This is a genomic window from Serratia sp. CY27727, assembly GCF_052169275.1.
GTDB lineage: Bacteria > Pseudomonadota > Gammaproteobacteria > Enterobacterales > Enterobacteriaceae > Serratia > Serratia sarumanii.
The window spans coordinates 914,992-938,421 of sequence record NZ_JBJNLB010000001.1 but is presented as its reverse complement, the minus strand read 5'-3'; the positions used below and the strand labels follow the sequence as shown (position 1 = coordinate 938,421).

Genomic DNA, 23,430 nt, shown 5'->3' with positions numbered 1-23,430 from the left:
TGGCTGGTATGACAGATAACCCTCAAAAAGCGCCATCATGAAAACGATCGGTTTTGTGGTTTTTCCCGGTTTCAACCTGCTGGACTTTGCCGGCCCGCTGGCGGCGTTCGATAACGTCAGCCAGTTTACCGATCCGCCGGCCTACCGCTGCGTGGCGATCTCGCCGCAGGGCGGGATGGTCGCCAGCTCGGCCGGGGTGGAGATCGCCACGCAGCCGTGCGGCGACGAGCGTTTCGATACGCTGGTGGTGGCCGGCGGCAGCGGCAACGTGATGGCGGCGCAGTCGCCGGCGCTGGTGGCGTTTCTGACCACCCACAGCCGGCGGGCGCGGCGCATCGCCAGCGTGTGCACCGGCGCGTTTATTCTGGCGGCCTGCGGTTTGCTGGACGGCAAGCGCGCTACCACCCACTGGTATCACGCGGCGCGGCTGCAGCAGAGCTATCCGCGCATCCGCGTCGACAGCAACCGCATTTTCATTCGCGACGGCGATATCTGGACCTCGGCCGGCATCAGCGCCGGTATCGATCTGGCGCTGGCGTTGATAGAAGACGACCTTGGCGCCACCCTGGCGGCGGTCGTGGCGCGGCAGCTGGTGGTCTATCATCGGCGCCCCGGCGGGCAGTCGCAGTATTCGCTGCTGCTGGCGTTGAACCCGTCGTCGGATCGCATGCGCGCCGCGCTGTCGTTCGCGCGCGAGCACTTGCACCTGCCGCTGTCGGTGGCGGATCTGGCCGACGCCGCCTGCCTGAGCGAGCGCCAGTTCGGCCGGCTGTTCCGCGCCGAAACCGGGCAGACGCCGGCCAAGGTGATCGAACAACTGCGGGTGGAGGCGGCCAGGGTGCGCATCGAAGAGAGCGCCGAGCCACTGGAGGCGATCGCCCGTTCGGTGGGGTTCAGCGATCCGGAGCGCATGAGGCGGGCGTTTATCCGCGTATTTGGCCTGTCGCCGCAGGCGATCCGCCGGCTCGGCCGCGCGGGATAACTTTTTTGCCACGCCTGGCGGCGGGGCACACCAGAGGAGCAACGGATGTATCAGGATTTCGAGAGCGAATTGAACTGGGCGATGCGCCATATGCCGCGCACCCGGGCGGCGGTGGCGGCGTTGCCGGACCTGCACGGGGTGCGGCTGGCGTGCAATATGCACCTGGATCTGAAAATGGCGCCGCTGGTGGCCGGCCTGCTGGATAAGGGCGCGGCGATCTTCCTGACCACCTGCAATCCCACCACGGTGCAGAACGACGTGGTGGCCTGGCTGGAACGGCGGGGCGCGCAGGCCTATGCCTGGCGCGACATGAACGCCGGCGAATGGTCGGAGTCCTTCGACCGCGCGCTGGCTTGGCAGCCGACTCACCTGTGCGAAATGGGGGCGGATCTGACCACCCGTTTGCACCAATCGCCGAACGGCCCGCAGATCGTCGCCGGGCTGGAAGCCACCGGATCGGGCATCAGCCGGTTAAACGGCGTGGCGCCGCGCTACCCGATCTTCAACTGGGACGATCTGCCGGTGAAAGAGGGGCTGCACAATCGACATATGGTTGGGCTGACCGCCTGGCACACCTTCTTCCAGACCACCCATTTGACGCTGCACGAAAAGCGCGTGCTGGTGATCGGCTACGGCCTGGTCGGGCAGGGGACAGCGGCGGCGGCCAGGGCTTACGGCGGCCAGGTGATGGTGGCGGAAATCGATCCGGCGCGCGCGCTGCAGGCGCGTTATGACGGCTGGCAGGTGGTGGATCTGGCGAGCGCCGTCGCGCAGGCGGACGTGATCGCCACCGCAACCGGCGCGAAAAACGTGCTCTCGGCGCAGCATTTGCAACAGGCCCAGGACGGCGTGTTTATCCTCAACGTCGGCCACGTGGCGGAAGAGATCGACGTCGGCTTCCTGCAAGGCCTGCCGCACCACGAGCCGATGCCTTATGTGAACGCTTACCAACTTAATGAGAAGACGGTGTATTTGCTGGCCAACGGCTCGATGTTTAACCTGACCGCCGGCTATGGCGACAGCCTTAACGCCTTCGATGTGACGCTGGCGGTGATGGCGGCCGGCATCGGCCATATCGTCGGCGCCGGGGCGCGGCAAACGCCGGGGCTGTACCTGTTGCCGCAGTCGGCCTGGCAGCCGGCGCTGTAACTTTTTCCACGCGGGCGTTCATCCCAGAGCGTCCGCGGGCTGCGTCGTTTTTCAGCGGACAGAATTTGTCACAAATCCGCCATACAATCCCAGTGCCAAGCGCTGAACCCTCACATATAATTCGCTGAGTTCAAGCCCCCATTTCAGAGTAATGCCTGTGAAAATACGTGTTTTGGTTCTGACCCTGCTCGCTTTGCAGGCGGGCGCAGGCTTTGCGCCGCGCGCGTTGGCCAGCGACAACGCCGCCGCCCTGCACGCCACCCAACCGGAGCTGGCCTCCGGCAGCGCGATGGTCGTCGATATGCAAACCCATAAGGTGATGTATGCGCGCAACCCGGATGAAGTGGTGCCGATCGCCTCGATCACCAAGCTGATGACCGCCATGGTCACGCTCGACGCGCACCTGCCGCTCGACGAGATGCTGGCGGTGGACATCCGCCAGACGCCGGAGATGAAAGGGGTGTATTCACGGGTGCGGCTGAACAGCGAAATCAGCCGTAAGGATATGCTGCTGCTGGCGCTGATGTCGTCGGAAAACCGCGCCGCCGCCAGCCTGGCGCACCACTATCCGGGGGGCTACAACGCCTTCATCAAAGCGATGAACGCCAAGGCCAGGGCGCTGGGCATGACCAATACCCATTATGTGGAACCGACCGGGCTGTCTATTCATAACGTGTCGACGGCGCGCGATCTGACCAAGCTGCTGATCGCCACCAAGCAATACCCGTTGATCGGCCAGCTCAGCACCACCACCGAACGCATGGCCAGCTTCAAGGATCCGAACTACACGCTGCCGTTCCGCAACACCAACCACCTGGTGTACAACCCGAAATGGAACATCCAGCTGACCAAAACCGGCTTCACCAACCAGGCGGGCCACTGCCTGGCGATGCGTACGGTAATCGGTAACCGCTCGGTGTCGCTGGTGGTGCTGGACGCCTTCGGCAAATACACCCACTTCGCCGACGCCAACCGTCTGCGCAGCTGGATTGAAACCGGCAAGGTGACGCCGATCCCGGCCGCCGCCCGTGACTATCGCCGCCAAAAAGACGCCCGTCTGGCGAAGAACGACAGCGAATAACCTGCCTGGCGGCCTGCCCGTTTGCGGCAGGCCGCTATCGGCCCTCGGGCCGTCTGATGACAAATCCCCGCTCGCGATCGCCGTCGAAACCCGCCTTGAGATAAAGCTGGTGCGCGCCGGTGCGTTGCTGCCCCGACAGCAGCATCACCTTGTAACAGCCCTTGCGCCAGGCCAGCTGCAGCGCGTATTCGATCATCGCGAGCGCCACGCCGTGGCCGCGATAGGGCTCCGCCGTCACCACGTGTTCGATGACGCCGAACGGCTGCGCCTGATGCGCCAGCCCCGGGATCAGCGCCAGCATGCAGGTGGCTATCGGCTGTTCCTCTTGCGCCGCTACCACCAGACGGATCGCCGGATCGTCCAGCAGGCGCTGCAGGGCACGGCGCGCGTCGTCGCTGCGCAGCGGCGCATCCTGTGGGCGCAGCTCGCGATACAGAGCCAACAGGCCGTTGAGATCGTCCGGCTGCGCCAGGCGATGAATGATGCTCATGGTTGCTCCTTTCGCCGCTTCAAGGGTAATCCGCTATCCTCCATTAATACCACAACGATTACCGAAGGGGATGTTATGAGTCAGGTTTCGACCTTTGTCATGTTCCAGGGGGAGGCGCAGCAGGCGATCGACCTCTACAGCCAGGTGTTTGAGCGTTTTCGGCTCATGCAGGTGCAGCATTACGACCCGACGCCGGACGGCCGGCGGTTAATCAAGCATGCCACCATCGATTTCGATCGGCAGAACCTGGTGTTTATCGACAGCCCGATCAGCCATGATTTCAGCTTTACCCCGGCGGTGTCGCTGTTCATCAATCTGCCTAACGAAGAAGCGTTGGAGAGGGCGTTCCACCGCCTGGCGGAGGGCGGTAAGGTGCTGATGCCGCTCGACGACTACGGCTTCAGCGCGCGTTTCGGCTGGCTCAACGATCGCTTTGGGCTTTCCTGGCAGCTCAATGTGCCGGCGGGCGATCTGAGGTGATGGAGAAAGTGGCGTTTATCCCATATCCGCTCGCGGTGGTTTACCGCTATGCTAAACGTACAATAACCCGCGTATGCATATGTAAAAGGATGAATCATTTTGGCAGGAAGTAGCTTACTTACCCTTATCGACGACATCGCCTCGTTGCTGGACGATGTCTCTTTGATGACCAAGATGGCGGCAAAAAAAACCGCTGGGGTGCTGGGGGACGATCTGGCGCTCAACGCGCAGCAGGTCACTGGCGTTAAAGCTGACCGCGAACTGCCGGTGGTGTGGAGCGTCGCCAAAGGTTCGCTGATCAACAAGGCGATCCTGGTGCCGCTGGCGCTGCTGATCAGCGCTTTCGCGCCCTGGGCGATCACGCCGCTGCTGATGGTGGGCGGCGCCTACCTGTGCTACGAAGGGTTCGAAAAGGTGTATCACAGCCTGAGCCAAGACAAGCAGGCGCATGAGGATAAGCAAGACGGACCGGGCGCCAATGAGGATGTGGCGGCCTATGAAAAGCGCAAGATAAAAGGGGCTGTGCGTACCGATTTCGTGTTATCCGCCGAGATTATCGCCATTACGTTGGGCACCGTCGCCGGCGCCACTTTCAGTCAGCAGGTGATCGTGCTGTGCGGCATCGCGCTGGCGATGACGCTGGGGGTTTACGGCATCGTCGCCGGTATCGTCAAGCTGGATGATTTGGGGCTGTACCTGAGCCGCAAGGGCAGCGCGTTGGCGCGCGCCGTCGGCGGCGGCATCGTGCGCGCCGCGCCCTATTTGATGAAAACGCTGTCGATCGTCGGCACAGTCGCCATGTTTATGGTCGGCGGCGGCATCCTGACCCACGGTCTGCCGCCGGTACATCATCTGTTTGAGGACTGGGCTTCCTACGCTACGGTGGTGCCGACGTTGGGGCATATTTTGCAGGGTGTCATTCCAGCTCTGCTGAACGTGGTGTTCGGTGTGATCGCCGGCGGCGTGGTGCTGGCGGTGGTGTCGGCGCTGGGCGCGGTGCGCGCGCGTTTCAAGGCATGATGAAAAGTCTCGCCCCGCAAGGGGCGGGACGGAGCTGACGCTTTAAAAAATCAGTTTGAGAACGCCGGTAATCGTCAACAAACCCACGATGAAGATGATGGCGACAATCCACAGAATAATTTTCATTTACTTCTCCCTTACCGGTTAAATGTGGCGCACGATTGGCGCTAACTTAATGAAATCACTCTTCACTATAGACGCTAACTTCCTATCGTGCGTCGCCATGTATTCAAGGATGCTGACTGTCGCCCGCGCCCAGCGCGCGCTGCATGAGGTGGGTGTCGCGCCATTCCCCCAGTTTGAACCCCACGGCCTTTAACGTCCCGACGCTGGTAAAGCCGAGCGACTGGTGCAGCGCCAGCGAACCGCGGTTGGCGGCGGAATCGCCGACGATCGCCAGCATCTGGCGCCAGGGGCCTTGCTCGCAGCGGGCGATAAGCTTGCTCAGCAGCGCCTTGCCGACGCCTTTACCCTGTTGCCCCTCGGCGATATACACCGAGTCTTCCACGGTAAAACGATAGGCCGGCCGGGGCCGATACGGCGTGGCGTAGCAGTAGCCCACAATATGGCCTTCGCTTTTCGCCACCAGCCAGGGCAGCCCGGCTTCTTGCACCTTGCTCAGCCGCAGCTGCATTTCCGCCAGGGGCGGCGGCTGTTCTTCAAACGAGGCGGCACCGTACAGCACGTGGTGAGTGTAAATTTGCAGCACGGCGGCCATATCGTCCGGCGTGGCATCGAGGAGGCTGAGTACGGGAGCGGAGAGCGTCATGGTAATGCCTGTTTACCTTGGAAATCAGCGGATAAACGCCATTATGCGCGCCGCTCGCCGCCGGGGTAAATCGGGTTTTCTTATGGTGAGATAAGAAAACCCGATGATTAGCTGACTAGGGGTTCTTTGGGGAGAGCCCCTGCGGCGCTGTGCCAGGTATTACCAGCCTTTCACCGCGCCGCCGTTGAAGATTTTCTCGGCGGCCTTGGCCACTTCGTCAGACTCATAGGCCTTGATGAAGTTCTGCACGTTCGGCGCGTCCTTGTTGTCTTCGCGGGTGACGATGATGTTGGTGTACGGCGAGTCTTTATCCTCGATGAAGATGCCGTCTTTGGTCGGCGACAGGCCGGTCTGGTTGATGTAGGTGGTGCTGATGACGGCGACGGTGACCTTTGGATCGTCCAGCACGTGCGGCAGCTGCGCGCCTTCCAGCTCCATGATTTGGTAACGGTGCGGGTTGGCGCTGATGTCCAGGGCGGTGGGCAACAACCCCTTGCCTTGTTTCAGCGTAATCAATCCGGTTTTTTCCAGCAGCAGCAGGGCGCGCCCCAGGTTGGTCGGATCGAGCGGGATGGCGATCACCGCGCCGTCCGGCAGCTCTTTGAGCGATTTTATCTTTTTGGAGTAGCCGGCCATCGGGAAGACAAAGGTATTCCCGACCGCCACCAGCTTATAGCCGTGATCTTTATTTTGCTGTTCGAGGAACGGGCGGTGCTGGAACACGTTGGCGTCCAGTTCGCCCTTGTCGGTGGCGTCGTTCGGCAGCAGCGAACCGCTGAAGCCGACCAGCTCGACGTCCAGCCCGTATTTCTCTTTCGCCACTTGCCTGGCGACTTCCGCCACGTCCTGTTCCGCGCCGTTGATGACGCCGACCTTGATATGGTTCCGATCGGTTTTTTGATCGCAGCCCTGAAGTGCCAAAACGGCGGCAAAGGCCGCCGCCAGAGGGGTGATACGCCAGCGTAAGGTCATCGAAGTCTCCCTGAAAAGAACAATAAAATCAGTTGGTTTTTGTTCTTACAGCTAAGCTTGAACCGCCGATGAAGTCAAACGCTCGCTCAGCATAAACGGCTATAGCTTATAGCCGTTATGCGGCGGGGGATTATCGGCTGAGCGAACGCAGCACCACGATGCCCGGCGTGGCCATCACGTAATCCATAAAGGGCGAATCGACCACCCGCATGTTGGCCTTGCGCGATGAGGCGTTGCGCAGCACCGGGCCGTTGTCGGTCATCACGAAGATGCCGGTGTGGGTCACGTCCAGCCCGTCCAGGTTGGTGTAAATGCCGATGTAATCGCCGGTGCGCAGCTGGGCCAGCACCTTGTCGTCGATGCGGTCGCTGGGGATATAGGTCACGCTGCGTTGTACGTCGGGCAAGCCGGGCAGGTAGCTGCCGCCATCCGCTTTGCGGTTGAGGGTTTTCACGAGGGTGACGGCGTGCGGGCTGAGCCGCGCGGTGATGTCTTCAGCCACTTTTTTCGGCCGCTGCGCCCAATCGGTGAAGAAGTGTTTGCGCTGCGGGAAGGCGATTTTGCCGTCGACGTAGCGAATGTCTACCAGACGCTGTACGAACTCGCCCTCGCTGCGGGCGGTGCTGAGCGCTTCCACATAATCGATGTAGGTGAAGCAATCCAGCCCGCGGAAGTCGATCACCAGCTGCTCGGGCGTGCTCTGCGAACCGATCAGGCGGTTGGCGAGATAGGGCGTGCCGAGAAACTCGCGCGAAATCAAATCGACGGTGCGGCCATGCGGCTGCGTGGCGGGCCAACCGGCGCGCAGCGCGAGGATCTCATGCAGTTTGCTGCGGGTGCTGGCGTCCATCTGCGGTTGCACAGCCGGCGGCGAAACGGTGACGTCGGTCGGCGGCGTTGCGGGGGAGACGGCGGTGGGGCGCTCGGCGCATCCGCTCATGGCGATAGCTAACATCAGTAAAACAACCTTGTTCTGGTTCATACGGCCCTCCCTGGGTGTCGCTGGCTTATCAGAGTCAGTGATAACAGTTCTCATCCGATGGTAGGGGTTAAAAAGTAAACATAGCCTCAATGGCGGCCGATAAATCAGTAACCGATTTCGCTATTGAACGGCAAATACCAGAACAGCGCGATTTCGTGATCGGCGATCTCCGGCTCGGCGCGGTACAGCAAACGGTCGATGCCGCCGAGAATAAACCCGTAATGCTGGTAGCAGCGACAGGCGGCCAGATTGTTGTTCTGCGTTTCGAGCATCATACCTGAGGTTTCCTGCTGTCGCGCCCACTGTTTGGCGCAGTCCAGCAGCGCCCCGGCGATGCCCTGACGGCGCGCGTGAGCGCTGACCGCGATCTCGTCGATCAGGGTGTAACCGTTCCAGTTTTTGCTCAGCGTGATGTGGCCAACGGCTTGGTCCTGGCGATATGCCAGGAAAGTCGCGCTGTCTTCGTTGGCGAACGGCGCCAGGGGATACTGTTTGCGAAACGGCGCCACCGGGCGGGTTGGCCAGCTGTCGACCGGGGTGTCGAACTGCGGCAGGGCGTAACAGCGGATGGTAAAGCCGAAATCGCCGCGCGTCAGGTAATCATCGGGCAGCGCCTCAATGGCCGCAATGCGGATGGCCGGGATCATTACGGCAGCTCCCGCAGCAGGCGCGCCGGGTTGCCGGCATAAATCCCCTTGCGGGTGATGTCGCGGGTCACGACCGCCCCGGCGCCGATCACCGCGTCGCTGCAGATCTCCACCGCCAGGATGGTGGCGCCGGAGCCGATGGACACCCGATCGCCGACGCGCGTGCGCCCCCAGCTGGCCGGATCGGTATTGGGTGCGCCGTCTTTGAACAGATCGTTGGCGAAGGTGACGCCGTGGCCGACAAAGCACGCTTCGCCGAGGGTAACGTATTCGCAGATAAAGCTGTGCGACTGAATTTTACTGCGCGCGCCGATGCTGACGTGGCGCTGGATCTCCACGAACGGGCCGACGAAGACATCGTCGCCGAGCCGGCAGCCGTACAAATTGCAGGGCTCGATAACGGTGACGTTGCGCCCGGCGTCGACGTCGACGATCCCCGCCTGGCGGGTGGTGATAACGGATGACATGGCCTTCCTCGCAGCCTGGTTTTTATGGTGGGAGTATAAGACAAAGCGCCGCGGCGTTGCGCTTTCCGCACGTTTTTTCGCCGAAAGACTATAATGAGTACAGGGGAGAGAGCCCCGTGGCCGCAATCCTCGCACGGGTAGCAGTCCGTCGGAGGTGTGAAATTCGTTCGCCGATCGCGGCCTACGGCGAGATAGGAGGTGTCTCATGGTCAGTCATGTTTGGGGACTTCTGGCGCATCCCAGCGCCGAGTTCGAACAGATCAAAAACGAGAATGAAAGCGTCTCGCACCTATACACCCATCACGTGTTGCTCTTGGCAGCAATCCCGGTGGTCTGCGCCTTTATCGGCACCACCCAGCTGGGCTGGCTCTCCGGCGAGGGACATGCCATCAGGCTCGACATGTTTACCGCGCTTTATACCGCCGTGGCGTTTTACCTGCTGATGCTGGCGGGCGTAGCGGCCATGGGGAAAGTCATTCACTGGATGGCGCGGCGCTATGAATCGCGCCCCAGCCTGCACCGCTGCATGGTGTTCGCCGGCTACGTAGCGACCCCGATGTTCCTCAGCGGGATTGTGGCGCTCTATCCGGTCGTCTGGCTGTGTCTGTTTGTCGGCATTATCGGCCTGTGCTATTCGGGCTATCTGCTGAATCTGGGGATCCCGCACTTCCTGAATATCGACAGTAAGGAAGGGTTCATCTTCTCCAGCTCGACCTTCGCCATCGGCATTCTGTTGCTCGAGCTGCTGCTTGGGGTGACGGTGCTGCTGTGGGGGTACGGTTCCTGGTTATTCTGAGTTAACGGTTGTTGTTGTCGCCCCCGCGCCGGTGGAACGGCGCGGGGGCTTTTGCTTTTATGCGCGGCGGAAAACCAGCATCACGCCGAGCACGATGCCCGCCATGCCCAGCAGGCTCAGCGCCGCCAGTGCGTGGCCGAGCAGCAGGTAGTCCAGCAGGGCGGTGACCGCCGGGATCAGATAGAACAGGCTGGTGACCTGCACCAGGTTGCCGCGCTGGATCAGGCGATACAGCAAGAAGGTCGCCAGCACCGAGATCACCACCGCCATCCACAGCAGCGGCAGCACGAACTCTGGCCGCCACTCGACCCGCAGCGGCTCAAACGGCAGCGCCAGCGTACACATCAGCAACCCGACGGCATACTGCAGCGGCAAGACCGCCAGCGGCGGCTGCGTCATGCCTTTTTGCAGCAGGGTGCCGGCGGTCATGCAGCCCAGCGCGATAAAGGCGAACAGCATGCCGCTCAGCGAGAAGTGGGCCACCATCAGGCTTTGGTACACCACCAGCGTCAGCCCGGCCATCGCCAGCGCCAGGCCGAGCGCCCGCAGCCCGGTGCAGCGCCGTTCGGTGATGAACTGGGTGAGGATCGGCTGTACGCCAAGCAACGTGGCCAGCACGCCGGGCGTAATACCCTGTTCCAACGCCAGCAGATAGCAGATTTGATAGCTGCCGATCATCAGCACGCCAATCAGCGCGACGCGCCGGCGGGTGCTGGGGGCGGGCAGGCACTGGCGCTGCCACAGGCCGATGGCCAACAGCACCGCCAGCGCGATGGCGCAGCGGAAGAACAGAAAAGCGAAGGCGGAGGCGTGCTCCAGCCCCCAGCGGGAGAAGATCGCGCCGCTGCTCCAAAGCAGGACGAACAGCGTAGCCAGGCCGGTATTGGCCCAGAGAGAAGGTAATCGCATGTCAATTTCACCTGTCGTGAAAATTACAGGCTCCGGCGCGCGCGGCGGTCTACGCCTGAACGCAACAGATCAATAAGCCGGAGGTAAAAAGTCGGTTTGGCTTAGCGCACGACCACAATGCGTGGCGGGTAAGCGGCAACCGCTGAAACGACAGAGGAAACGGCGGGTGGAGCGGAAGAAGCACACAGCAAAACGGCGGCCGGAACGGTCGCGTTTGTCGGATCTGTGCTGTGCGCCAGGTAGGCCATGTGAGTTCCTGAAAACTGGGAATGAAACTAATCGCTCAAACATAACTAAGTTCAGCGGGACGTGCAATCGGAAATCGCAGTGGCTTAAGTGATAATGAAAATCATTATCATTTATTGGGAGGTATGCTATGTTGCTTTGGCCGCGCAGTTTTGACGCAGAGGGCGCGGCTTGCTCTTGCCTCGGTTCACGCAATGCGTGCGACAAAAGACATTGCGATTCGCTTTTGCAGAAGGCGCGTAATCGTGGTAAAAATATTGATATGTTATAATATAACAATTTACGCATAATGAATTCAGTTCACGACATCCTCCATGTTGATGGGATTAGCCTGACCGGCCACGGCGGGGCATTGATACTCGACAACATCCATTTCGCACTGCGCGCCGGTGAGAAGCTGGCGGTGATCGGCCCTAACGGCAGCGGCAAGTCCAGCCTGTTGCGTGCCCTGATCGGTGAAACGCGGCCGGACAGCGGCGGCATTTACTGGCGAGGGCGCGCCTTGTCCGCGTGGCCGGCGGCGGAGCGCGCCAGAAGCATCGCCTTTCTGGCGCAAAACGATTCGCCGGATTTGCGGCTGTCGGTTGAGGACTACGTGGCGTTGGGCCGTTTGCCGCATGGCGCATGTTCTGCGACGGGAAAGCGCATCGTTGACGAAGCCATCGGGGAAACCGGGTTGGTGCCGCTCAGGCGCCATCCGTTGGGGCGGCTCTCGGGCGGCCAGCGCCAGCGTGCCGCGCTGGCTCGGGCGTTGGCGCAGTCTCCCGATCTGCTGTTGCTGGATGAACCGACCAATCACCTCGATCCGCCCGGGCGCTCGGCGCTGCTGTCGTTAGTGAAAAATAAAGACATCGCCGTGATTGCGGTCTTGCACGATCTGCCCGTGGCAGAGGCGTTTGCCGATCGGATCCTGGTGCTGAACGAAAGCCGTCAGGTGGCCTGTGGTACGCCCGAGGCGGTGTTGCAAACTCCGGTGATTTTGCCGGTGTTCGGCATGAACAGTTTCAAGGTGGCGCATCCCGTCAGCGGGAAAACGCTGCGCATTTTTGACGTTCCCCATTGCGCTTGATCAACCAGAGAGAAACATGAACGCACGCGTATTCATCCTGCTTCTGCTGCTGGCCGCCAGGTCGGCGGCGGCCGAACATTTTCCCGTCACCGTAGAAAGCTGCGGTGTGCCGGTCACCTTCAACCAGGCGCCGCAGCGCGCCGTCATCAACGACATCAACATGGCCGAGATGGCCTTTGCACTGCATCTGCAGGATCGCATTGTCGGGCTGACCGGTATCACCGGCTGGTACAAACTGACGCCCGACTTCAAGGCCGCGATGGGCGCCATTCCCGAGCTGGCGCCGAAATATCCCGCTTTGGAAACGCTGCTGGCGGCACAGCCGGATTTCTTTTTCGCCGGCTGGAATTACGGCATGAAGATCGGCGGCGACGTCACGCCGGAGAAGCTCGCCCCGTTCGGCATCAAAACGCTGGTGCTGAGCGAGAGCTGCGTACAGGCCGGCGGGCGGCCGCAGAAGGCCGATATGAACCTGCTGTATGACGATGAGCTGAAGCTCGGCAAGATTTTCGGCAAGCAGCAAGAGGCCACCGCGCTGGTTGAGGGCTGGCAGCGCCGGTTGGCTGCGCTTCCCGCCAGGCCGGCGGGCCAGCCGCCGCTCAAGGTGTTCGTCTATGACTCGGGGGAGGAGAAGCCTTTCACCAGCGGCAAATACGCTATGCCGACGGCGATCATCGAAGCGGCGGGCGGCCGCAACGTGATGGACGGTTTGCCGGCGAGCTGGACGACGGCGTCCTGGGAGGCGGTAGCGGCGGCCGAGCCCGATTTCATTATTCTGCTGGATTACCAGACCGGTTCGGGCGCCGATGCGCTGCGGCGCTTCCTCGAGTCTCACCCGTTGATGAAATTGACGCCTGCCGTACGGCACCACCGCTATCTGAAACTGCAGTATGCGGAGCTGACGCCGGGGCCGGCCAACATCGGCGCAGTGGAAAAGCTGGCGCGGGCGCTGTACGCGCCGGAGGCTGAATGAACTCGCCGACTCGGCGCTTTATGCTGCTCGCACCGCTGGCGCTGTCGGTATTGTGCGGGCTAATGATCTGGAGCCTGCAGCTGGGGAGCGTCGCGCTGTCATGGCGGCAGGCGTTTGCGGCGTTAGGGCTCGGTTCGGCGCCGCTTTCCGGCATGCTGGACACCATCGTCGTGCAGCTGCGGGTGCCCAGGGCTTTGTTGGCGGCGTTAACCGGCGCCGGACTGGCGATGACCGGCGCGCTGCTGCAGACCACCACCCGCAATGAGCTGGCCGATCCTTTTTTGTTTGGGCTCTCTTCCGGTGCCTCCGCCGGCGCGGTGCTGGTCATCACGCGCTTCGGTGATGCGTTGGGCGTACTGACGTTGCCGCTGTCCGCTTTCGTCGGCGGCATTCTGTCCGCGATGGCGGTGATGATCCTGTTTCGCGTCAGCCGGGTCAGGCGCGCCGAGCAGCTGATCGTCTGTGGCCTGGCGGTCTCATTTTTGTTTAGCGCGCTGACCAGCTACCTGGTGTTTTCCGGCGATCAGCGGGCGGCCGGTTCGGTGTTGTTCTGGTCGCTCGGCGGGCTGGGGTTGGCGCGTTGGGATAATCTGTTCATTCCGCTGGCGAGTTTCGTGCTGCTGGCCGGGTTTACGGCGCTGCGTTGGCGGGCGCTGGACGCGCTGCTGGCGGGCGAGCAAACCGCCCATTCGATGGGGGTCAACGTGGCGCGGCTGCGCACCGAGACCTTTCTGTGCTGCGCACTGTCCACGGCGTTTCTCGTTTCGCTGACGGGCGTGATCGGCTTTGTCGGGCTGATGGTGCCTTATCTGGCCCGGAGCCTGGTGGGCGTGCGCCACCGATTGTCCGTGCCGATGTGCGGCATGCTGGGGGCGATGCTGCTGACCGGCGGTGACATGCTCAGCCGCAGCCTGATCCCCAATCAGGAACTGCCCATCGGCATCATTACGGCGGGGCTGGGGGGCGCGTTCATCGTGTCCTTGCTGCTGCGCGCGGAGCGGTGAACGCCGCCCTGTCTCAATAGAGCTCCAGATGCAGGCGCTGCTGCTCAATCAGCGTCTGCCACAGGTTTTCCGCCCCGTGGGCTTGCTCCAGCGCCGTCGCCACGGCATGTTCCAGATACTGACGATTGCCGCACAGGTAGACATGCGCGCCCCGCCGCAGCAGGCCGCTGACGACACCGGCGTGATCGTCGATGGCGTGTTGCACGTAATACTTGTCGGCGGTGTCGCGCGAGAATGCCGTGATGAGCCGCGTGAGTACGCCCGCCGCGTTCAGCGTGACCAATTCCTCGCCATACAGGAAGTCTTCATCGCGCCTTTTCTCACCGAAGATCAGCACGGTTTCACGCCGTTCGCCCTGGGCGGCCATTTCGCGCAGTAAGCCAATCAACGGTGCGATGCCGGTACCGGTACCGATAAGCAGCACCGGTACGGTGGTATCGCGCGGCAGGTAAAAGCCGGGGTTGGCGCGGCAGAAGAGGCGGAAAGGGCCGGGTTGGCTGAGCAGCCAGCCGGTCGCCGTGCCGCGCCGGGTGCGGCCGCCGCGTTCATAATGCACGTCGCGCACGCACAGATCGAGGCTCTCTTCCCGCGTTGCCGAAGCGATGGAGTAGGCGCGCGGCAGGCAAACGGGCAGCAGCGTCAGCAGGTTCTCCAGCGTGACCGCGTGCGGCGGGCAAAAATCGTGCAGCACGTCCAGCAGATCGGCGCCGTACAGATAACTCTCCAGGGCTTTGCGCTGGCGGATCTTGAGCAAGCCTTTGAGTTCTTCGCTGTCGGCCAACTGCGCCAGTTCGCGCAGCGTCGTTTTGCTGAGCTGGCGCAGCTCCCGACGCCGCAGCGTGTCGACGGCCTCCGGCCTGCCGAGCCAGTCAGCCAGCCGGGTCAATAATCCTTCGTCGTTCTCCGGCAACAGATAGACGGTATCTCCCGCCCGGTAAACGATGCCGCTGCCGGCGATATTCAGCCGCAGGTGCCAGGCCTGTGGCGTGCGTGCGCTGAGCGGCCGCCGTTCGAGGAGGGCGGCGCTGAACGCATGGTCTTCACCGTAGGCGGTTACGCGCAGATGTAAATCGCGGCCGGCCTGGGCATCGCCGGCCAGCACCTTATCCAGCGTCGTCAGCCAGGTTGCGAAGAACGGTTCGAAGTTAACGTCGGCGTCGACGCGATTGACGATGGCGCGGGCGCCGTATTGCGTCAGGCGTGCATCCAGCGCCTGCGTGAAGCCGCAGAAATGCGGGTACGCGGTGTCGCCGAGGCCGAAGATGGCGTAGCGCAACCGATGGCGGTTAGGCCATTGCGCCAGCGCGTCGGAAAAACGTTCGGCGTTGGCGGGCGGTTCGCCGTCGCCAAATGAGCTCGAGACGATCAGTAGGGCGTCATGCTCGCCCACATCGGCGGGCTGGATGGCGTTGAGTTCTTTCACGACGGGGCGGTAGGGTTGCAGGCTGCTTTGCTCGCCCAGGCGCATCGCCAGCGCCCGGGCGTTGCCCGACTCCGAACCGTAACCAATCAGGATGCGTTCGATAAGGTCGGCCATGGCGGTTACTTGTCGTAGTGGTTGTCGAACTGTTCTTTGGCGAATTCCACCGATTCGAAGTCGGTCATCAGATCGTTGATCACGCGGCGGATGCTGATATAGGCCGCGATATTGCCCTGGGCGTCATACAGCGGTTGCACTGTGGTGTCGACCACGTACAGCACGCCGCCTTTGCCGACGTTCGGAATGATGCCGGTCCAGATGCCGCCCGCCTTGATGGTGTCCCACATCGCTTTGTAAACCGCTTTCGGCACGGAAGGGTGGCGCACGATGCTATGGGGCTGGCCCACCAGCTCTTCCCGGGAAAAGCCGGTCAGTTGGCAAAACAGATCGTTGACGTAGGTGATGGTGCCTTGCAGATCGGTGGTGGAGATCACCATCACTTTATCGAGCGCGGCTAACAGCTGGGCGGAATCGAGGGTCTGACTCATGGTAGGTTCCTTCTCATTAACAACTTCGCGGTGATTGCCACGGCGGATGCCATGTATCCGTCATGACAGTTTTGTAATTGATTCTCATTTGCGATGAATGGTAATCGGGAAATTTATAAGTTGCAATATAAATACATCTTTAAGGGCGCAGAAAGATCACGATGAGGCAGGCAGGGGAGAGTAGGCCCGCGCCGGGTGCGGCGGCGGGCCAATCGGGCGGTCTTAGCGGGGGACTTCGGCCCAGCCTTTGCGTTTACTGGTTTTGCCGATGCCGGGGTTGAAGCTGTTGGTCGGATCGGCGGCGCGGTAGAACGCCTGCAGATCCGGTTTGGCGTGATACAGGTGGCCGACGTTATGCTCCGCCGGGTACTCGGCGCCGCGCCGGTTGAGGATCTCGAGCATCTTTTCTTTCAGTGCGTGGCTGTCGACGCCTTTTTTCACCACGTAGTCCTGATGGAAGACGTGGCACATAAAGTGGCCGTAATACAGCTTATGCACCAGCTGGCTGTCGATTTCCGGCGGCAGCGTTTCAAACCAGTCGGTGTCGTTGCGGCGCAGGGCGATATCCAGCGCCAGAATATCCTCCACCTTGTCGGCGTGCACCGCATGGTAGCGCACGGCGGCGCCGGCGGCGGCGAAGCGGTGCAGGAAGGCCTTTTTGCCTTCGTCAGGCGTGCAGGCGAAGAAAGCGCCTTCGGCCTGGGCGAAGTACTCGGTCAGGTAGCGCTGCGCTTCGTCTACGCCGGGGCCGGCCATCTTCAGCAGCAGGTGATGTTCGAAACGTTCGCGGTAGTCCTTCATGCGCTTCGGCAGGTGGCTCGGCGCCAGATGGCTCAGGCCCTGCATCAGCCGGTCGGTCAGGTTGTGCGGCAGCAGCGGCAGCTTGTTGAGGCTGGCGTCCATGCGGCCTTTCAGGGTGAAGAAGCGCGGCATCTGATCGGTGCCGAGCTTGTCGATCATCATGAAGGTGTCTTTGCCGTAGACCTCGGCGATGTCGAAGATATCGCGGTGCATGTACTCACCGGCCACCGGCAGGTTTTCGAACTGGCTCAGCATGTGGCGGCGCAGCTCGGTCAGCACCGCGGTGTCGTTGGTGCCGATATAGAATACCTGCTCTTTGCCTTCTTTCTCGAAGGTGTCGAGCCGCACCGCGAACACCGCCAGCTTGCCGGCGCAGCCGGAAGCCTCGAACAGGCGGCGTTTGTCGGCGTTAAAGCGGGAAGGGGTATCGGCATCGACGTCGCGCACCCGGCTGGCGTACTCGTTATCCGAGGCGCGCAGCTCGCCGTATTCGACGTCGGTCGGGCGATAGTCGCCTTTTTCCAGCCGGGTGAGGATCTCTTCCGGCGTGTCGCCGAGGCGGATGCCCAGATGGTTCACCAGGCGCAGCTGGCCGTCTTCCCCTAGCTGGGCGTACAGCGCCATTTCGGTATAGGCCGGGCCGCGTTTCACCAGCGAGCCGCCGGAGTTGTTGCACACGCCGCCGATCACCGAGGCGCCGATACAGGAGGAACCGATCACCGAATGCGGTTCGCGGCCGTAGGGTTTGAGCAATTTCTCGAGGTGGTGCAGGGTGCTGCCGGGGAAGCCGACCACCTGCTTGCCGTTGTCCAGCACCTGAATATGGTCGAGGCGCAGGGTGCTGACGATGACGATGTCGCGATCATAGTCGTTGCCGCTGGGGGTCGATCCTTCGGTCAGGCCGGTATTGGCGGCCTGCATGATGACGATTTTGTCGGCGGCCACGCAGGCCTGCAAAATGCGCCACAGCTGCAACAGGCTGGTGGGAAACACCACCGCCAGCGCCTGGCCTTCGCCGGAGCGGAACCCCTTGCGATACCGCTCGGTGTTGCGATCGCCGGTCAACAGCTGCGGGCCGCCGACGATGTCCTTGAGCTGATTGATAAACGCCTGATTGCCTGACTGCATGCTGTCTGTCTCCCTGTCATCCCCGTCACTTTAACCGCGGCGCCGGAGTGCCGCATATAAGCTAAGAGGTTATCAATTAAATAACTTATTAAGCTATCAGCTTGCCAGGCTAATGGCTTGCGGGTTTAGTACCGCTCGGCGTAGCCGGCCCGGCGCTCTTCGTCGCGCAGCGTCAGGATCTCCACGCCGTCGGCGGTGACCGCCACGGTGTGTTCCCACTGCGCCGACAGTTTTTTGTCGCGCGTCACCACCGTCCAGCCGTCTTTCTTCTGCTTGATACGGCGGTCGCCCTGGTTGATCATCGGCTCGATGGTGAACACCATGCCTTCCTGCAGCACCAGACCGCTGCCGGGTTGGCCGTAGTGCAGCACCGCCGGCTCTTCATGCATATCGCGGCCGATGCCGTGGCCGCAATACTCCCGCACGATGCTGTAGCCGGCCTGCTCGGCGTGCCGCTGGACGGCATGGCCGATATCGCCGAGGGTGGCGCCCGGTTTCACCGCGCGAATGCCCTGCCACATCGATTCATAGACGTTGTTCACCAGCCGTTTGGCCAGCGGCGTCACCTGGCCGATGCAGTACATTTTGCTGGAGTCGGCGATGTAGCCGCCGTTTTCCAGCGTGATGTCCACGTTGACGATCATGCCGGAACGCAGGATTTTGCTGGCCGACGGCACCCCGTGGCACACCACGTCGTCGATTGAGGTGTTGAGCACATAAGGGAAATCATACTGCCCCTTGCTGGCCGGGCGCGACTTCAGCTCTTCGACGATAAACGCCTCGGCGCGGTCGTTGATCTCCATGGTGGAGATGCCTTCGACGATGACCTCATCGAGCATAGCAAACACTTTCGCCAGCAGGGCGCCGGAATGGCGCATTTTGGCAATCTCTTCCGGCGTTTTAATCACAATCTGTTTCACCCGACAATCTCCTTCAGCGTCAGCGCGTTATCTTTCATCATTTTTTTTACCAGCTGCGGGTAGGTCAGTTCCGGATGGAACTCCGCCAGCATGCCGATCTTGATCCAGTACTCGGCCTGCGCGTTGATCGAACGCGTCATGGTCAGGCTGGCGAGGCGCAGATCGTCATGCAGCGCGTCTGAAATTTTTACGATGCCCATCGGCGTCTCCCTAAGTGAACGATATACGAAGTGTATACGTTTAGGATGGTCGCGATGTGGCATTCTGTGGCGTAAGAAGATTCTGGCAACAACGATTGCCGCCGCCGGGCAATGCGTTTATTGTGATGAACGACTTTTTGCCATGATTTTTCAGAAGGATTTAAGGCGTGACTAAACTACGTGTTGGGGTGATTTTTGGCGGTAAATCGGCGGAGCATGAGGTGTCGCTGCAGTCGGCCAAAAACATTGTGGATGCAATCGACAAAGAGAAGTTTGACGTCACGCTGCTGGGGATCGACAAACAGGGGCAGTGGCACATCAACGACGCCTCCAACTACCTGCTCAACGCCGAGAACCCGGCGCTGATCGCGCTGAACCGCTCGAACAAGAACGTGGCGCTGATCCCGGGCCAGGAAAAACAACAGCTGATCGAAGCGGGCAGCGCCGGCGCGTTGGGCCAACTCGACGTCATCTTCCCGATCGTGCACGGCACGCTGGGGGAGGACGGCTCGCTGCAGGGGCTGCTGCGCATGGCCAATATGCCGTTCGTCGGCGCCGGCGTGCTCGGCTCGGCGGTCAGCATGGATAAAGACGTGACCAAGCGCCTGCTGCGCGATGCCGGGCTGGTGGTGGCGCCGTTCGTCACCCTGACCCGCGCCAACCGCGCCGGATTCACGTTTGAGCAACTGAGCGAGCGCCTCGGCCTGCCGCTGTTCGTCAAGCCGGCCAACCAGGGCTCGTCGGTCGGGGTCAGCAAGGTGGAAAACCGCGCCGAGTTCGACGCGGCGGTATCGCTGGCCTTCAGCTTCGATCACAAGGTGCTGGTGGAGTCGGCGATCGTCGGCCGCGAGATCGAGTGCGCGGTGCTGGGCAACGACGATCCGCAGGCCAGCGTGTGCGGCGAGATCGTGCTGAGCGACGCCTTCTATTCTTACGACACCAAATACATCAATGAGCAGGGCGCTCAGGTGGTGGTGCCGGCGGCGATCGCGCCGGAAGTGAGCGACCACATCCGCGAGGTGGCGCTGAAGGCGTTCCGCGCGCTGGAGTGCTTCGGGCTGGCGCGGGTGGATGTGTTCCTGACGCCGGACAACCAGGTGGTGATCAACGAAATCAACACGCTGCCGGGCTTCACCAATATCAGCATGTATCCCAAGCTGTGGGCCGCCAGCGGCGTCAGCTATCAGGCGCTGATCACGCGCCTGATCGAATTGGCGCTGGAGCGCCACCAGCAGGATCGCGCGCTGAACAGCTCGGTGTTCGATCGCTAATCGCGGCAGGGGGCGGCGGTGCCGCCCCCGTCTCTCACTTCACCGTCACATCGATATCGCCGAAATACTTCTTCGACAGCGCCGTCACCGTGCCTTGCTGTTTCACTTTGGCGATGGCAGCATCCAGTTTTTTCTTCAGCGCCTCATCCCCTTTACGCAGGCCGAAGGCGATACCTTCACCGAGGATTTTGTCGTCGCGCACCGCCTCGCCGACGAAGGCGAAGCCTTTGCCGTCCGGCTGCGACAGGAAGCCGCTTTGCCCCGACGGCGCCATCACCAGCGTGGCGTCAAGCCGACCGGCCGCCAGATCGAGATAAACCTGATTCTGATCCTGATAAGACACCACGTCCACGCCCGCCGTCGCCCAATGGGTTTTGGCGTAAATCTCCTGAATCGATCCTTGCAGCACGCCCACGTGTTTGCCCGCCAGCGATTTGGCGTCCGGCAGCAGGCCGCTGCCGGCCTTGGCGATCAGGCGGTTCGGCACCTGATAGATGGCGTCGGTGAAGGCGATCGCCTGGCGCCGCTGTTCGGTCACGTTCATCGCCGAGTTGATGGCGTCGAACTTGCGCGCCTGCAGCGCCGGGATCAGGCTGTCGAACGAGGTTTCCACCCAGCTGCATTGCAACTGCGCGGCGGCGCACACCGCGTCGCCCAGTTCGATGTCGAACCCTTCCAGTTTGCCGCTGGCGGATTTGGATTCGAACGGCGGATACAGCGCTTCCAGGCCGAAGCGCAGGCTGTTTTCCGCCGCCAGCGAAGCGCCGGCGGCCAGCAGGCATCCGGCGGCAAACAGCGTTTTCAATGCTTTCATAGGCAGTGCCCCTTTCCCATGGTTGGACAAAAAATCACACCTGGCTCAGGCGGCGCGCGCCTTCCAGCAGGGTCTCGTTATCTTTGGAAAAACTCAGCCGGATAATGCCGGTATCGGTGCCGTCGCTGTAGAACGCCGACAGCGGGATCGTCGCCACCTTCGCTTCGCGGATCAAGCGCACGGCGAAATCATTGTCGCTTTCGTGACTGAAGCCGCTAAAGCGGGCCAGCATGAAGAAGCTGCCGCGGCTGGGCAGCAGCTCAAAGCGCGAATCCTGCAGGGCGCTGGCCAGCAGATCGCGCTTTTGTTGATAAAACGCCGCCAGCCCCAGGTAGCTCTGCGGGTTGGCGAGCGCGGCGGCGAAGGCGTGCTGCATCGGCGTATCGGCGGAGAACACCATAAACTGGTGCACCTTGCGGATCTCGTCCATCAGCGCCGCCGGCGCCAGACAGTAGCCGACGCGCCAGCCGGTGACGTGGTAGGTTTTACCGAACGACGACACGATCACGCTGCGTTCCGCCAGCTGCGGGTAGCGCGCCATGCTGTGGTGAATATCGCCGTCGAACACCACGTGCTCGTAGACCTCGTCGGACAGGATCACGATGTCGGTGTCGCGGGTCAGGGCGGTCAGACGTTCGATGTCGTGCGCGTCAAACACCGCGCCGGTCGGGTTGTGCGGCGTGTTGACGATGATCATGCGCGTTTTGCCGTTGATGGCGGCGGCCACTTCGTCCCAGTCGACGCGAAAATCCTGCAACGACAGCTTGATCGCCACCGGCGTGGCGCCCTGCAGGCGCACGATCGGCGCATAGCTGTCGAACGCCGGTTCGAAATAGATCACCTCGTCGCCGGGGTGCACCAGCGCGCTGATCGCCGAGTACAGCCCTTCGCTGGCGCTGGCGATCACCGTGATTTCTTCGTCGGCGTCATAGCGTGCGCCATACAATCGTTCAGCTTTTTCCGCCAGAGCAGCACGTAACGCCGCCACGCCGCTCATCGGCGCGTATTGGTTATGACCTGCGCGCATGGCTTGCGCCGTTGCCTCGATCAGCTGCGGGTCGCCGGCGAAGTTGGGCGCGCCCTGCGACAGATTGAGGGCCTGATGTTCGGCGCTGAGTTGGCCAATGACGGTGAAAATGGTGGTGCCGACGTCCGGCAGCTTCGAGCGGGATGAGCAGGCGCTCTGCATGATGGGCTCCAGGCAAACAGGGAAGTGTTGAGCGATTAAGCATCAGCCGGCGTAGGCGGACAAGGGAAAGTTTGTCATACTTGCCATGCACTACGATCATACCTAATCGAGGCCCGCTATGCCGATATCCCTGCCGTCGCTCGACGTGTTGAAAACCTTCGTGGTGGTGGCGCAACGCCTCAACTTTACCCATGCCGCCCGGCAGCTGCACCTGACGCAGGGGGCGGTCAGCCGGCAAATCCTCGGGCTGGAACAGCGCCTGGGCTATCCGCTGTTCAGCCGCCAGGCGCGCGGTCTGGCGCTGACGCCGCAGGGCGCGCAGCTGCTGGCGCCGGTGCAGCTGGCGCTGGGGCAGTTGGACGAGGCGCTGACGCGGGCCGCCGCCCCGCCGGGGGCGCTGCGCATCAAATGCCCGACCTGCGCGATGCGCTGGGTGCTGCCGCGCATCATTCGCCTGCAGAATGAACGGCCGGACATGCATATTGAGCTGACCGCTTCGGTGTCGCACGGTCTGGATTTCAGCACCGAGCAATTTGACGCCGCGGTGGTATTCGGCCGGCCGCCGGGCAAAAAGCTGAGCGCGCACCTGCTGTTCGACGAAATCCTCACGCCGGTCTGCACGCCGACGTTCCTGCCGCCAACGCCCCGGCTGGCGGACTTGACGGACAAAACCCTGCTGCACCCGACGCGCGATCGGCGCGACTGGCTGCGCTGGCTGAAGGCGGCGGGGGCCGATGCGCTGCCGTCCGGCAAGGCTCAGCATTTCGATACCCTCGATCTGGCGATGAGCGCTGCGCTGCAGGGATTCGGCATCGCCATCGGCGATCTGTGCCTGCTGGAGGAAGATATTCAGGCGCGGCGTATCGTCACGCCGTTCCCGCTCTGCGTCAGCAGCGGCGCGGCCTATTATTTGGTCTATCCTGAACGCGGGGCGCCATCGCCGGCGCTGGCGCAGTTTATCGATTTCCTGACGGCGGAGGCCGCCGACAGCCGCGCCCGGCTGCAGAATTACCTGCCGATAACCTGTAATGCTTTGTAAACATTAACGATGCGAATTCCCTTGGCGATGAAACAGAGTGTGGCAAACTGTTTCTTCACTCCGA

Annotated in this window: 26 protein-coding genes; 11 read left to right on the top strand and 15 right to left on the bottom strand. The window is 62.0% G+C overall.

Annotation, left to right across the window (positions count from 1 at the left end):
- The first annotated feature begins 37 nt into the window (after nt 1–37).
- The 3 genes from ACJ8HB_RS04675 to pbpG all read left to right on the top strand — a co-directional run bounded on the left by ACJ8HB_RS04675 (nt 38) and on the right by pbpG (nt 3,212).
- Complete coding sequence (locus ACJ8HB_RS04675; RefSeq protein WP_047568781.1) at nt 38–982, top strand: GlxA family transcriptional regulator; 945 nt, start codon at nt 38–40, stop codon at nt 980–982.
- A gap of 45 nt (nt 983–1,027) precedes the next feature.
- Nucleotides 1,028–2,131, top strand: a complete 1,104-nt coding sequence (locus tag ACJ8HB_RS04670; RefSeq protein WP_033653486.1) for an adenosylhomocysteinase — start codon at nt 1,028–1,030, stop codon at nt 2,129–2,131.
- Nucleotides 2,132–2,282: 151 nt separating this feature from the next.
- A complete protein-coding gene (gene pbpG / locus ACJ8HB_RS04665) occupies nt 2,283–3,212 on the top strand; it encodes a D-alanyl-D-alanine endopeptidase (RefSeq protein ID WP_041033978.1) in 930 nt (309 codons plus the stop codon).
- Between the two features lie 34 nt (nt 3,213–3,246).
- On the opposite strand, the gene ACJ8HB_RS04660 is transcribed toward pbpG, so the two are convergent.
- Nucleotides 3,247–3,702, bottom strand: coding sequence for a GNAT family N-acetyltransferase (locus ACJ8HB_RS04660; protein WP_033647069.1), 456 nt, complete (start codon nt 3,700–3,702; stop codon nt 3,247–3,249).
- A gap of 75 nt (nt 3,703–3,777) precedes the next feature.
- Between ACJ8HB_RS04660 and ACJ8HB_RS04655 the strand changes: the two genes are divergently transcribed.
- Nucleotides 3,778–4,182, top strand: coding sequence for a VOC family protein (locus ACJ8HB_RS04655; protein WP_033653485.1), 405 nt, complete (start codon nt 3,778–3,780; stop codon nt 4,180–4,182).
- Between the two features lie 99 nt (nt 4,183–4,281).
- A complete protein-coding gene (locus ACJ8HB_RS04650) occupies nt 4,282–5,202 on the top strand; it encodes a DUF808 domain-containing protein (protein ID WP_047568779.1) in 921 nt (306 codons plus the stop codon).
- A 42-nt stretch (nt 5,203–5,244) separates the two neighbouring features.
- On the opposite strand, the gene ACJ8HB_RS04645 is transcribed toward ACJ8HB_RS04650, so the two are convergent.
- From ACJ8HB_RS04645 to ACJ8HB_RS04620, 6 genes are all read right to left on the bottom strand, one after another.
- Entirely contained in the window at nt 5,245–5,328 is an 84-nt protein-coding gene (locus ACJ8HB_RS04645; RefSeq protein ID WP_016928643.1) for a membrane protein, read from the bottom strand.
- Between the two features lie 103 nt (nt 5,329–5,431).
- Nucleotides 5,432–5,971, bottom strand: coding sequence for a GNAT family N-acetyltransferase (locus tag ACJ8HB_RS04640; RefSeq protein WP_033653482.1), 540 nt, complete (start codon nt 5,969–5,971; stop codon nt 5,432–5,434).
- Nucleotides 5,972–6,130: 159 nt separating this feature from the next.
- Complete coding sequence (locus ACJ8HB_RS04635) at nt 6,131–6,943, bottom strand: MetQ/NlpA family lipoprotein (RefSeq protein WP_033653481.1); 813 nt, start codon at nt 6,941–6,943, stop codon at nt 6,131–6,133.
- 130 nt (nt 6,944–7,073) lie between these two features.
- Complete coding sequence (locus ACJ8HB_RS04630) at nt 7,074–7,925, bottom strand: DUF1460 domain-containing protein (RefSeq protein WP_033647064.1); 852 nt, start codon at nt 7,923–7,925, stop codon at nt 7,074–7,076.
- 104 nt (nt 7,926–8,029) lie between these two features.
- A complete protein-coding gene (locus tag ACJ8HB_RS04625; protein WP_033653479.1) occupies nt 8,030–8,572 on the bottom strand; it encodes a GNAT family N-acetyltransferase in 543 nt (180 codons plus the stop codon).
- On the bottom strand, nt 8,572–9,039 hold the full coding sequence (locus ACJ8HB_RS04620) for an acyltransferase (RefSeq protein ID WP_047568776.1): 468 nt from the start codon (nt 9,037–9,039) through the stop codon (nt 8,572–8,574). Before ACJ8HB_RS04620 ends, ACJ8HB_RS04625 begins: the two co-directional genes overlap by 1 nt.
- Before the next feature lie 205 nt (nt 9,040–9,244).
- Here ACJ8HB_RS04620 and ACJ8HB_RS04615 point away from each other — a divergent pair, with 205 nt between their 5' ends.
- Complete coding sequence (locus tag ACJ8HB_RS04615) at nt 9,245–9,835, top strand: Yip1 family protein (protein WP_033637547.1); 591 nt, start codon at nt 9,245–9,247, stop codon at nt 9,833–9,835.
- Between the two features lie 57 nt (nt 9,836–9,892).
- Here the strand turns inward: ACJ8HB_RS04615 and ACJ8HB_RS04610 are convergent, their stop codons facing one another.
- Nucleotides 9,893–10,744 carry a DMT family transporter gene (locus ACJ8HB_RS04610; RefSeq protein WP_047568774.1) on the bottom strand — a complete coding sequence of 284 codons (852 nt, stop codon included), beginning with the start codon at nt 10,742–10,744 and terminating at the stop codon, nt 9,893–9,895.
- A 598-nt stretch (nt 10,745–11,342) separates the two neighbouring features.
- Between ACJ8HB_RS04610 and ACJ8HB_RS04605 the strand changes: the two genes are divergently transcribed.
- From ACJ8HB_RS04605 to ACJ8HB_RS04595, 3 genes are read left to right on the top strand one after another with little or no spacing between them, the layout of a single operon-like run.
- Nucleotides 11,343–12,059, top strand: coding sequence for an ABC transporter ATP-binding protein (locus tag ACJ8HB_RS04605; RefSeq protein ID WP_047568772.1), 717 nt, complete (start codon nt 11,343–11,345; stop codon nt 12,057–12,059).
- Nucleotides 12,060–12,075: 16 nt separating this feature from the next.
- Complete coding sequence (locus ACJ8HB_RS04600) at nt 12,076–13,032, top strand: ABC transporter substrate-binding protein (RefSeq protein WP_047568771.1); 957 nt, start codon at nt 12,076–12,078, stop codon at nt 13,030–13,032.
- A complete protein-coding gene (locus ACJ8HB_RS04595; protein WP_047568769.1) occupies nt 13,029–14,036 on the top strand; it encodes a FecCD family ABC transporter permease in 1,008 nt (335 codons plus the stop codon). The genes ACJ8HB_RS04600 and ACJ8HB_RS04595 overlap by 4 nt, the downstream gene beginning before the upstream one ends.
- A gap of 13 nt (nt 14,037–14,049) precedes the next feature.
- Here the strand turns inward: ACJ8HB_RS04595 and ACJ8HB_RS04590 are convergent, their stop codons facing one another.
- The 5 genes from ACJ8HB_RS04590 to ACJ8HB_RS04570 form a co-directional block, all read right to left on the bottom strand.
- Nucleotides 14,050–15,573, bottom strand: a complete 1,524-nt coding sequence (locus ACJ8HB_RS04590; protein WP_047568767.1) for a flavodoxin domain-containing protein — start codon at nt 15,571–15,573, stop codon at nt 14,050–14,052.
- 5 nt (nt 15,574–15,578) lie between these two features.
- Nucleotides 15,579–16,004 (bottom strand): PAS domain-containing protein, encoded by a 426-nt coding sequence (locus ACJ8HB_RS04585; protein ID WP_033647052.1) that lies wholly within the window; start codon nt 16,002–16,004, stop codon nt 15,579–15,581.
- A 222-nt stretch (nt 16,005–16,226) separates the two neighbouring features.
- On the bottom strand, nt 16,227–17,933 hold the full coding sequence (dld, locus tag ACJ8HB_RS04580) for a D-lactate dehydrogenase (RefSeq protein ID WP_047568764.1): 1,707 nt from the start codon (nt 17,931–17,933) through the stop codon (nt 16,227–16,229).
- A 125-nt stretch (nt 17,934–18,058) separates the two neighbouring features.
- On the bottom strand, nt 18,059–18,853 hold the full coding sequence (map, locus tag ACJ8HB_RS04575) for a type I methionyl aminopeptidase (RefSeq protein ID WP_047568762.1): 795 nt from the start codon (nt 18,851–18,853) through the stop codon (nt 18,059–18,061).
- A complete protein-coding gene (locus tag ACJ8HB_RS04570) occupies nt 18,850–19,053 on the bottom strand; it encodes a ParD-like family protein (RefSeq protein WP_006324220.1) in 204 nt (67 codons plus the stop codon). The genes map and ACJ8HB_RS04570 overlap by 4 nt, the downstream gene beginning before the upstream one ends.
- Nucleotides 19,054–19,220: 167 nt before the next feature.
- Between ACJ8HB_RS04570 and ddlA the strand changes: the two genes are divergently transcribed.
- Complete coding sequence (ddlA, locus tag ACJ8HB_RS04565) at nt 19,221–20,324, top strand: D-alanine--D-alanine ligase (RefSeq protein ID WP_047568755.1); 1,104 nt, start codon at nt 19,221–19,223, stop codon at nt 20,322–20,324.
- Nucleotides 20,325–20,358: 34 nt separating this feature from the next.
- Here ddlA and ACJ8HB_RS04560 read toward each other — a convergent pair whose 3' ends face one another.
- Together ACJ8HB_RS04560 and ACJ8HB_RS04555 are read right to left on the bottom strand one after the other, a co-directional pair.
- Nucleotides 20,359–21,138, bottom strand: coding sequence for an ABC transporter substrate-binding protein (locus ACJ8HB_RS04560; RefSeq protein ID WP_047568753.1), 780 nt, complete (start codon nt 21,136–21,138; stop codon nt 20,359–20,361).
- A 34-nt stretch (nt 21,139–21,172) separates the two neighbouring features.
- Nucleotides 21,173–22,327 carry a pyridoxal phosphate-dependent aminotransferase gene (locus ACJ8HB_RS04555; protein ID WP_047568751.1) on the bottom strand — a complete coding sequence of 385 codons (1,155 nt, stop codon included), beginning with the start codon at nt 22,325–22,327 and terminating at the stop codon, nt 21,173–21,175.
- A gap of 118 nt (nt 22,328–22,445) precedes the next feature.
- Between ACJ8HB_RS04555 and ACJ8HB_RS04550 the strand changes: the two genes are divergently transcribed.
- Nucleotides 22,446–23,366 (top strand): LysR substrate-binding domain-containing protein, encoded by a 921-nt coding sequence (locus ACJ8HB_RS04550; RefSeq protein ID WP_049233799.1) that lies wholly within the window; start codon nt 22,446–22,448, stop codon nt 23,364–23,366.
- Nucleotides 23,367–23,430: the final 64 nt, after the last annotated feature.

Bases quoted from the DNA above. Each gene is read 5' to 3' on its own strand.
- ACJ8HB_RS04615 (WP_033637547.1), top strand. From the start codon at position 9,245: ATGGTCAGTCATGTTTGGGGACTTCTGGCGCATCCCAGCGCCGAGTTC.
- ACJ8HB_RS04590 (WP_047568767.1), bottom strand. From the start codon at position 15,573: ATGGCCGACCTTATCGAACGCATCCTGATTGGTTACGGTTCGGAGTCG.
- ACJ8HB_RS04610 (WP_047568774.1), bottom strand. From the start codon at position 10,744: ATGCGATTACCTTCTCTCTGGGCCAATACCGGCCTGGCTACGCTGTTC.
- ACJ8HB_RS04670 (WP_033653486.1), top strand. From the start codon at position 1,028: ATGTATCAGGATTTCGAGAGCGAATTGAACTGGGCGATGCGCCATATG.
- dld (WP_047568764.1), bottom strand. From the start codon at position 17,933: ATGCAGTCAGGCAATCAGGCGTTTATCAATCAGCTCAAGGACATCGTC.
- ACJ8HB_RS04645 (WP_016928643.1), bottom strand. From the start codon at position 5,328: ATGAAAATTATTCTGTGGATTGTCGCCATCATCTTCATCGTGGGTTTG.
- ACJ8HB_RS04640 (WP_033653482.1), bottom strand. From the start codon at position 5,971: ATGACGCTCTCCGCTCCCGTACTCAGCCTCCTCGATGCCACGCCGGAC.
- ACJ8HB_RS04585 (WP_033647052.1), bottom strand. From the start codon at position 16,004: ATGAGTCAGACCCTCGATTCCGCCCAGCTGTTAGCCGCGCTCGATAAA.
- ACJ8HB_RS04595 (WP_047568769.1), top strand. From the start codon at position 13,029: ATGAACTCGCCGACTCGGCGCTTTATGCTGCTCGCACCGCTGGCGCTG.
- ACJ8HB_RS04600 (WP_047568771.1), top strand. From the start codon at position 12,076: ATGAACGCACGCGTATTCATCCTGCTTCTGCTGCTGGCCGCCAGGTCG.
- pbpG (WP_041033978.1), top strand. From the start codon at position 2,283: ATGCCTGTGAAAATACGTGTTTTGGTTCTGACCCTGCTCGCTTTGCAG.
- ACJ8HB_RS04655 (WP_033653485.1), top strand. From the start codon at position 3,778: ATGAGTCAGGTTTCGACCTTTGTCATGTTCCAGGGGGAGGCGCAGCAG.
- ACJ8HB_RS04555 (WP_047568751.1), bottom strand. From the start codon at position 22,327: ATGCAGAGCGCCTGCTCATCCCGCTCGAAGCTGCCGGACGTCGGCACC.
- ACJ8HB_RS04660 (WP_033647069.1), bottom strand. From the start codon at position 3,702: ATGAGCATCATTCATCGCCTGGCGCAGCCGGACGATCTCAACGGCCTG.
- ACJ8HB_RS04570 (WP_006324220.1), bottom strand. From the start codon at position 19,053: ATGGGCATCGTAAAAATTTCAGACGCGCTGCATGACGATCTGCGCCTC.
- ACJ8HB_RS04625 (WP_033653479.1), bottom strand. From the start codon at position 8,572: ATGATCCCGGCCATCCGCATTGCGGCCATTGAGGCGCTGCCCGATGAT.
- ACJ8HB_RS04630 (WP_033647064.1), bottom strand. From the start codon at position 7,925: ATGAACCAGAACAAGGTTGTTTTACTGATGTTAGCTATCGCCATGAGC.
- ACJ8HB_RS04675 (WP_047568781.1), top strand. From the start codon at position 38: ATGAAAACGATCGGTTTTGTGGTTTTTCCCGGTTTCAACCTGCTGGAC.
- ACJ8HB_RS04550 (WP_049233799.1), top strand. From the start codon at position 22,446: ATGCCGATATCCCTGCCGTCGCTCGACGTGTTGAAAACCTTCGTGGTG.
- ACJ8HB_RS04635 (WP_033653481.1), bottom strand. From the start codon at position 6,943: ATGACCTTACGCTGGCGTATCACCCCTCTGGCGGCGGCCTTTGCCGCC.
- ACJ8HB_RS04560 (WP_047568753.1), bottom strand. From the start codon at position 21,138: ATGAAAGCATTGAAAACGCTGTTTGCCGCCGGATGCCTGCTGGCCGCC.
- ACJ8HB_RS04620 (WP_047568776.1), bottom strand. From the start codon at position 9,039: ATGTCATCCGTTATCACCACCCGCCAGGCGGGGATCGTCGACGTCGAC.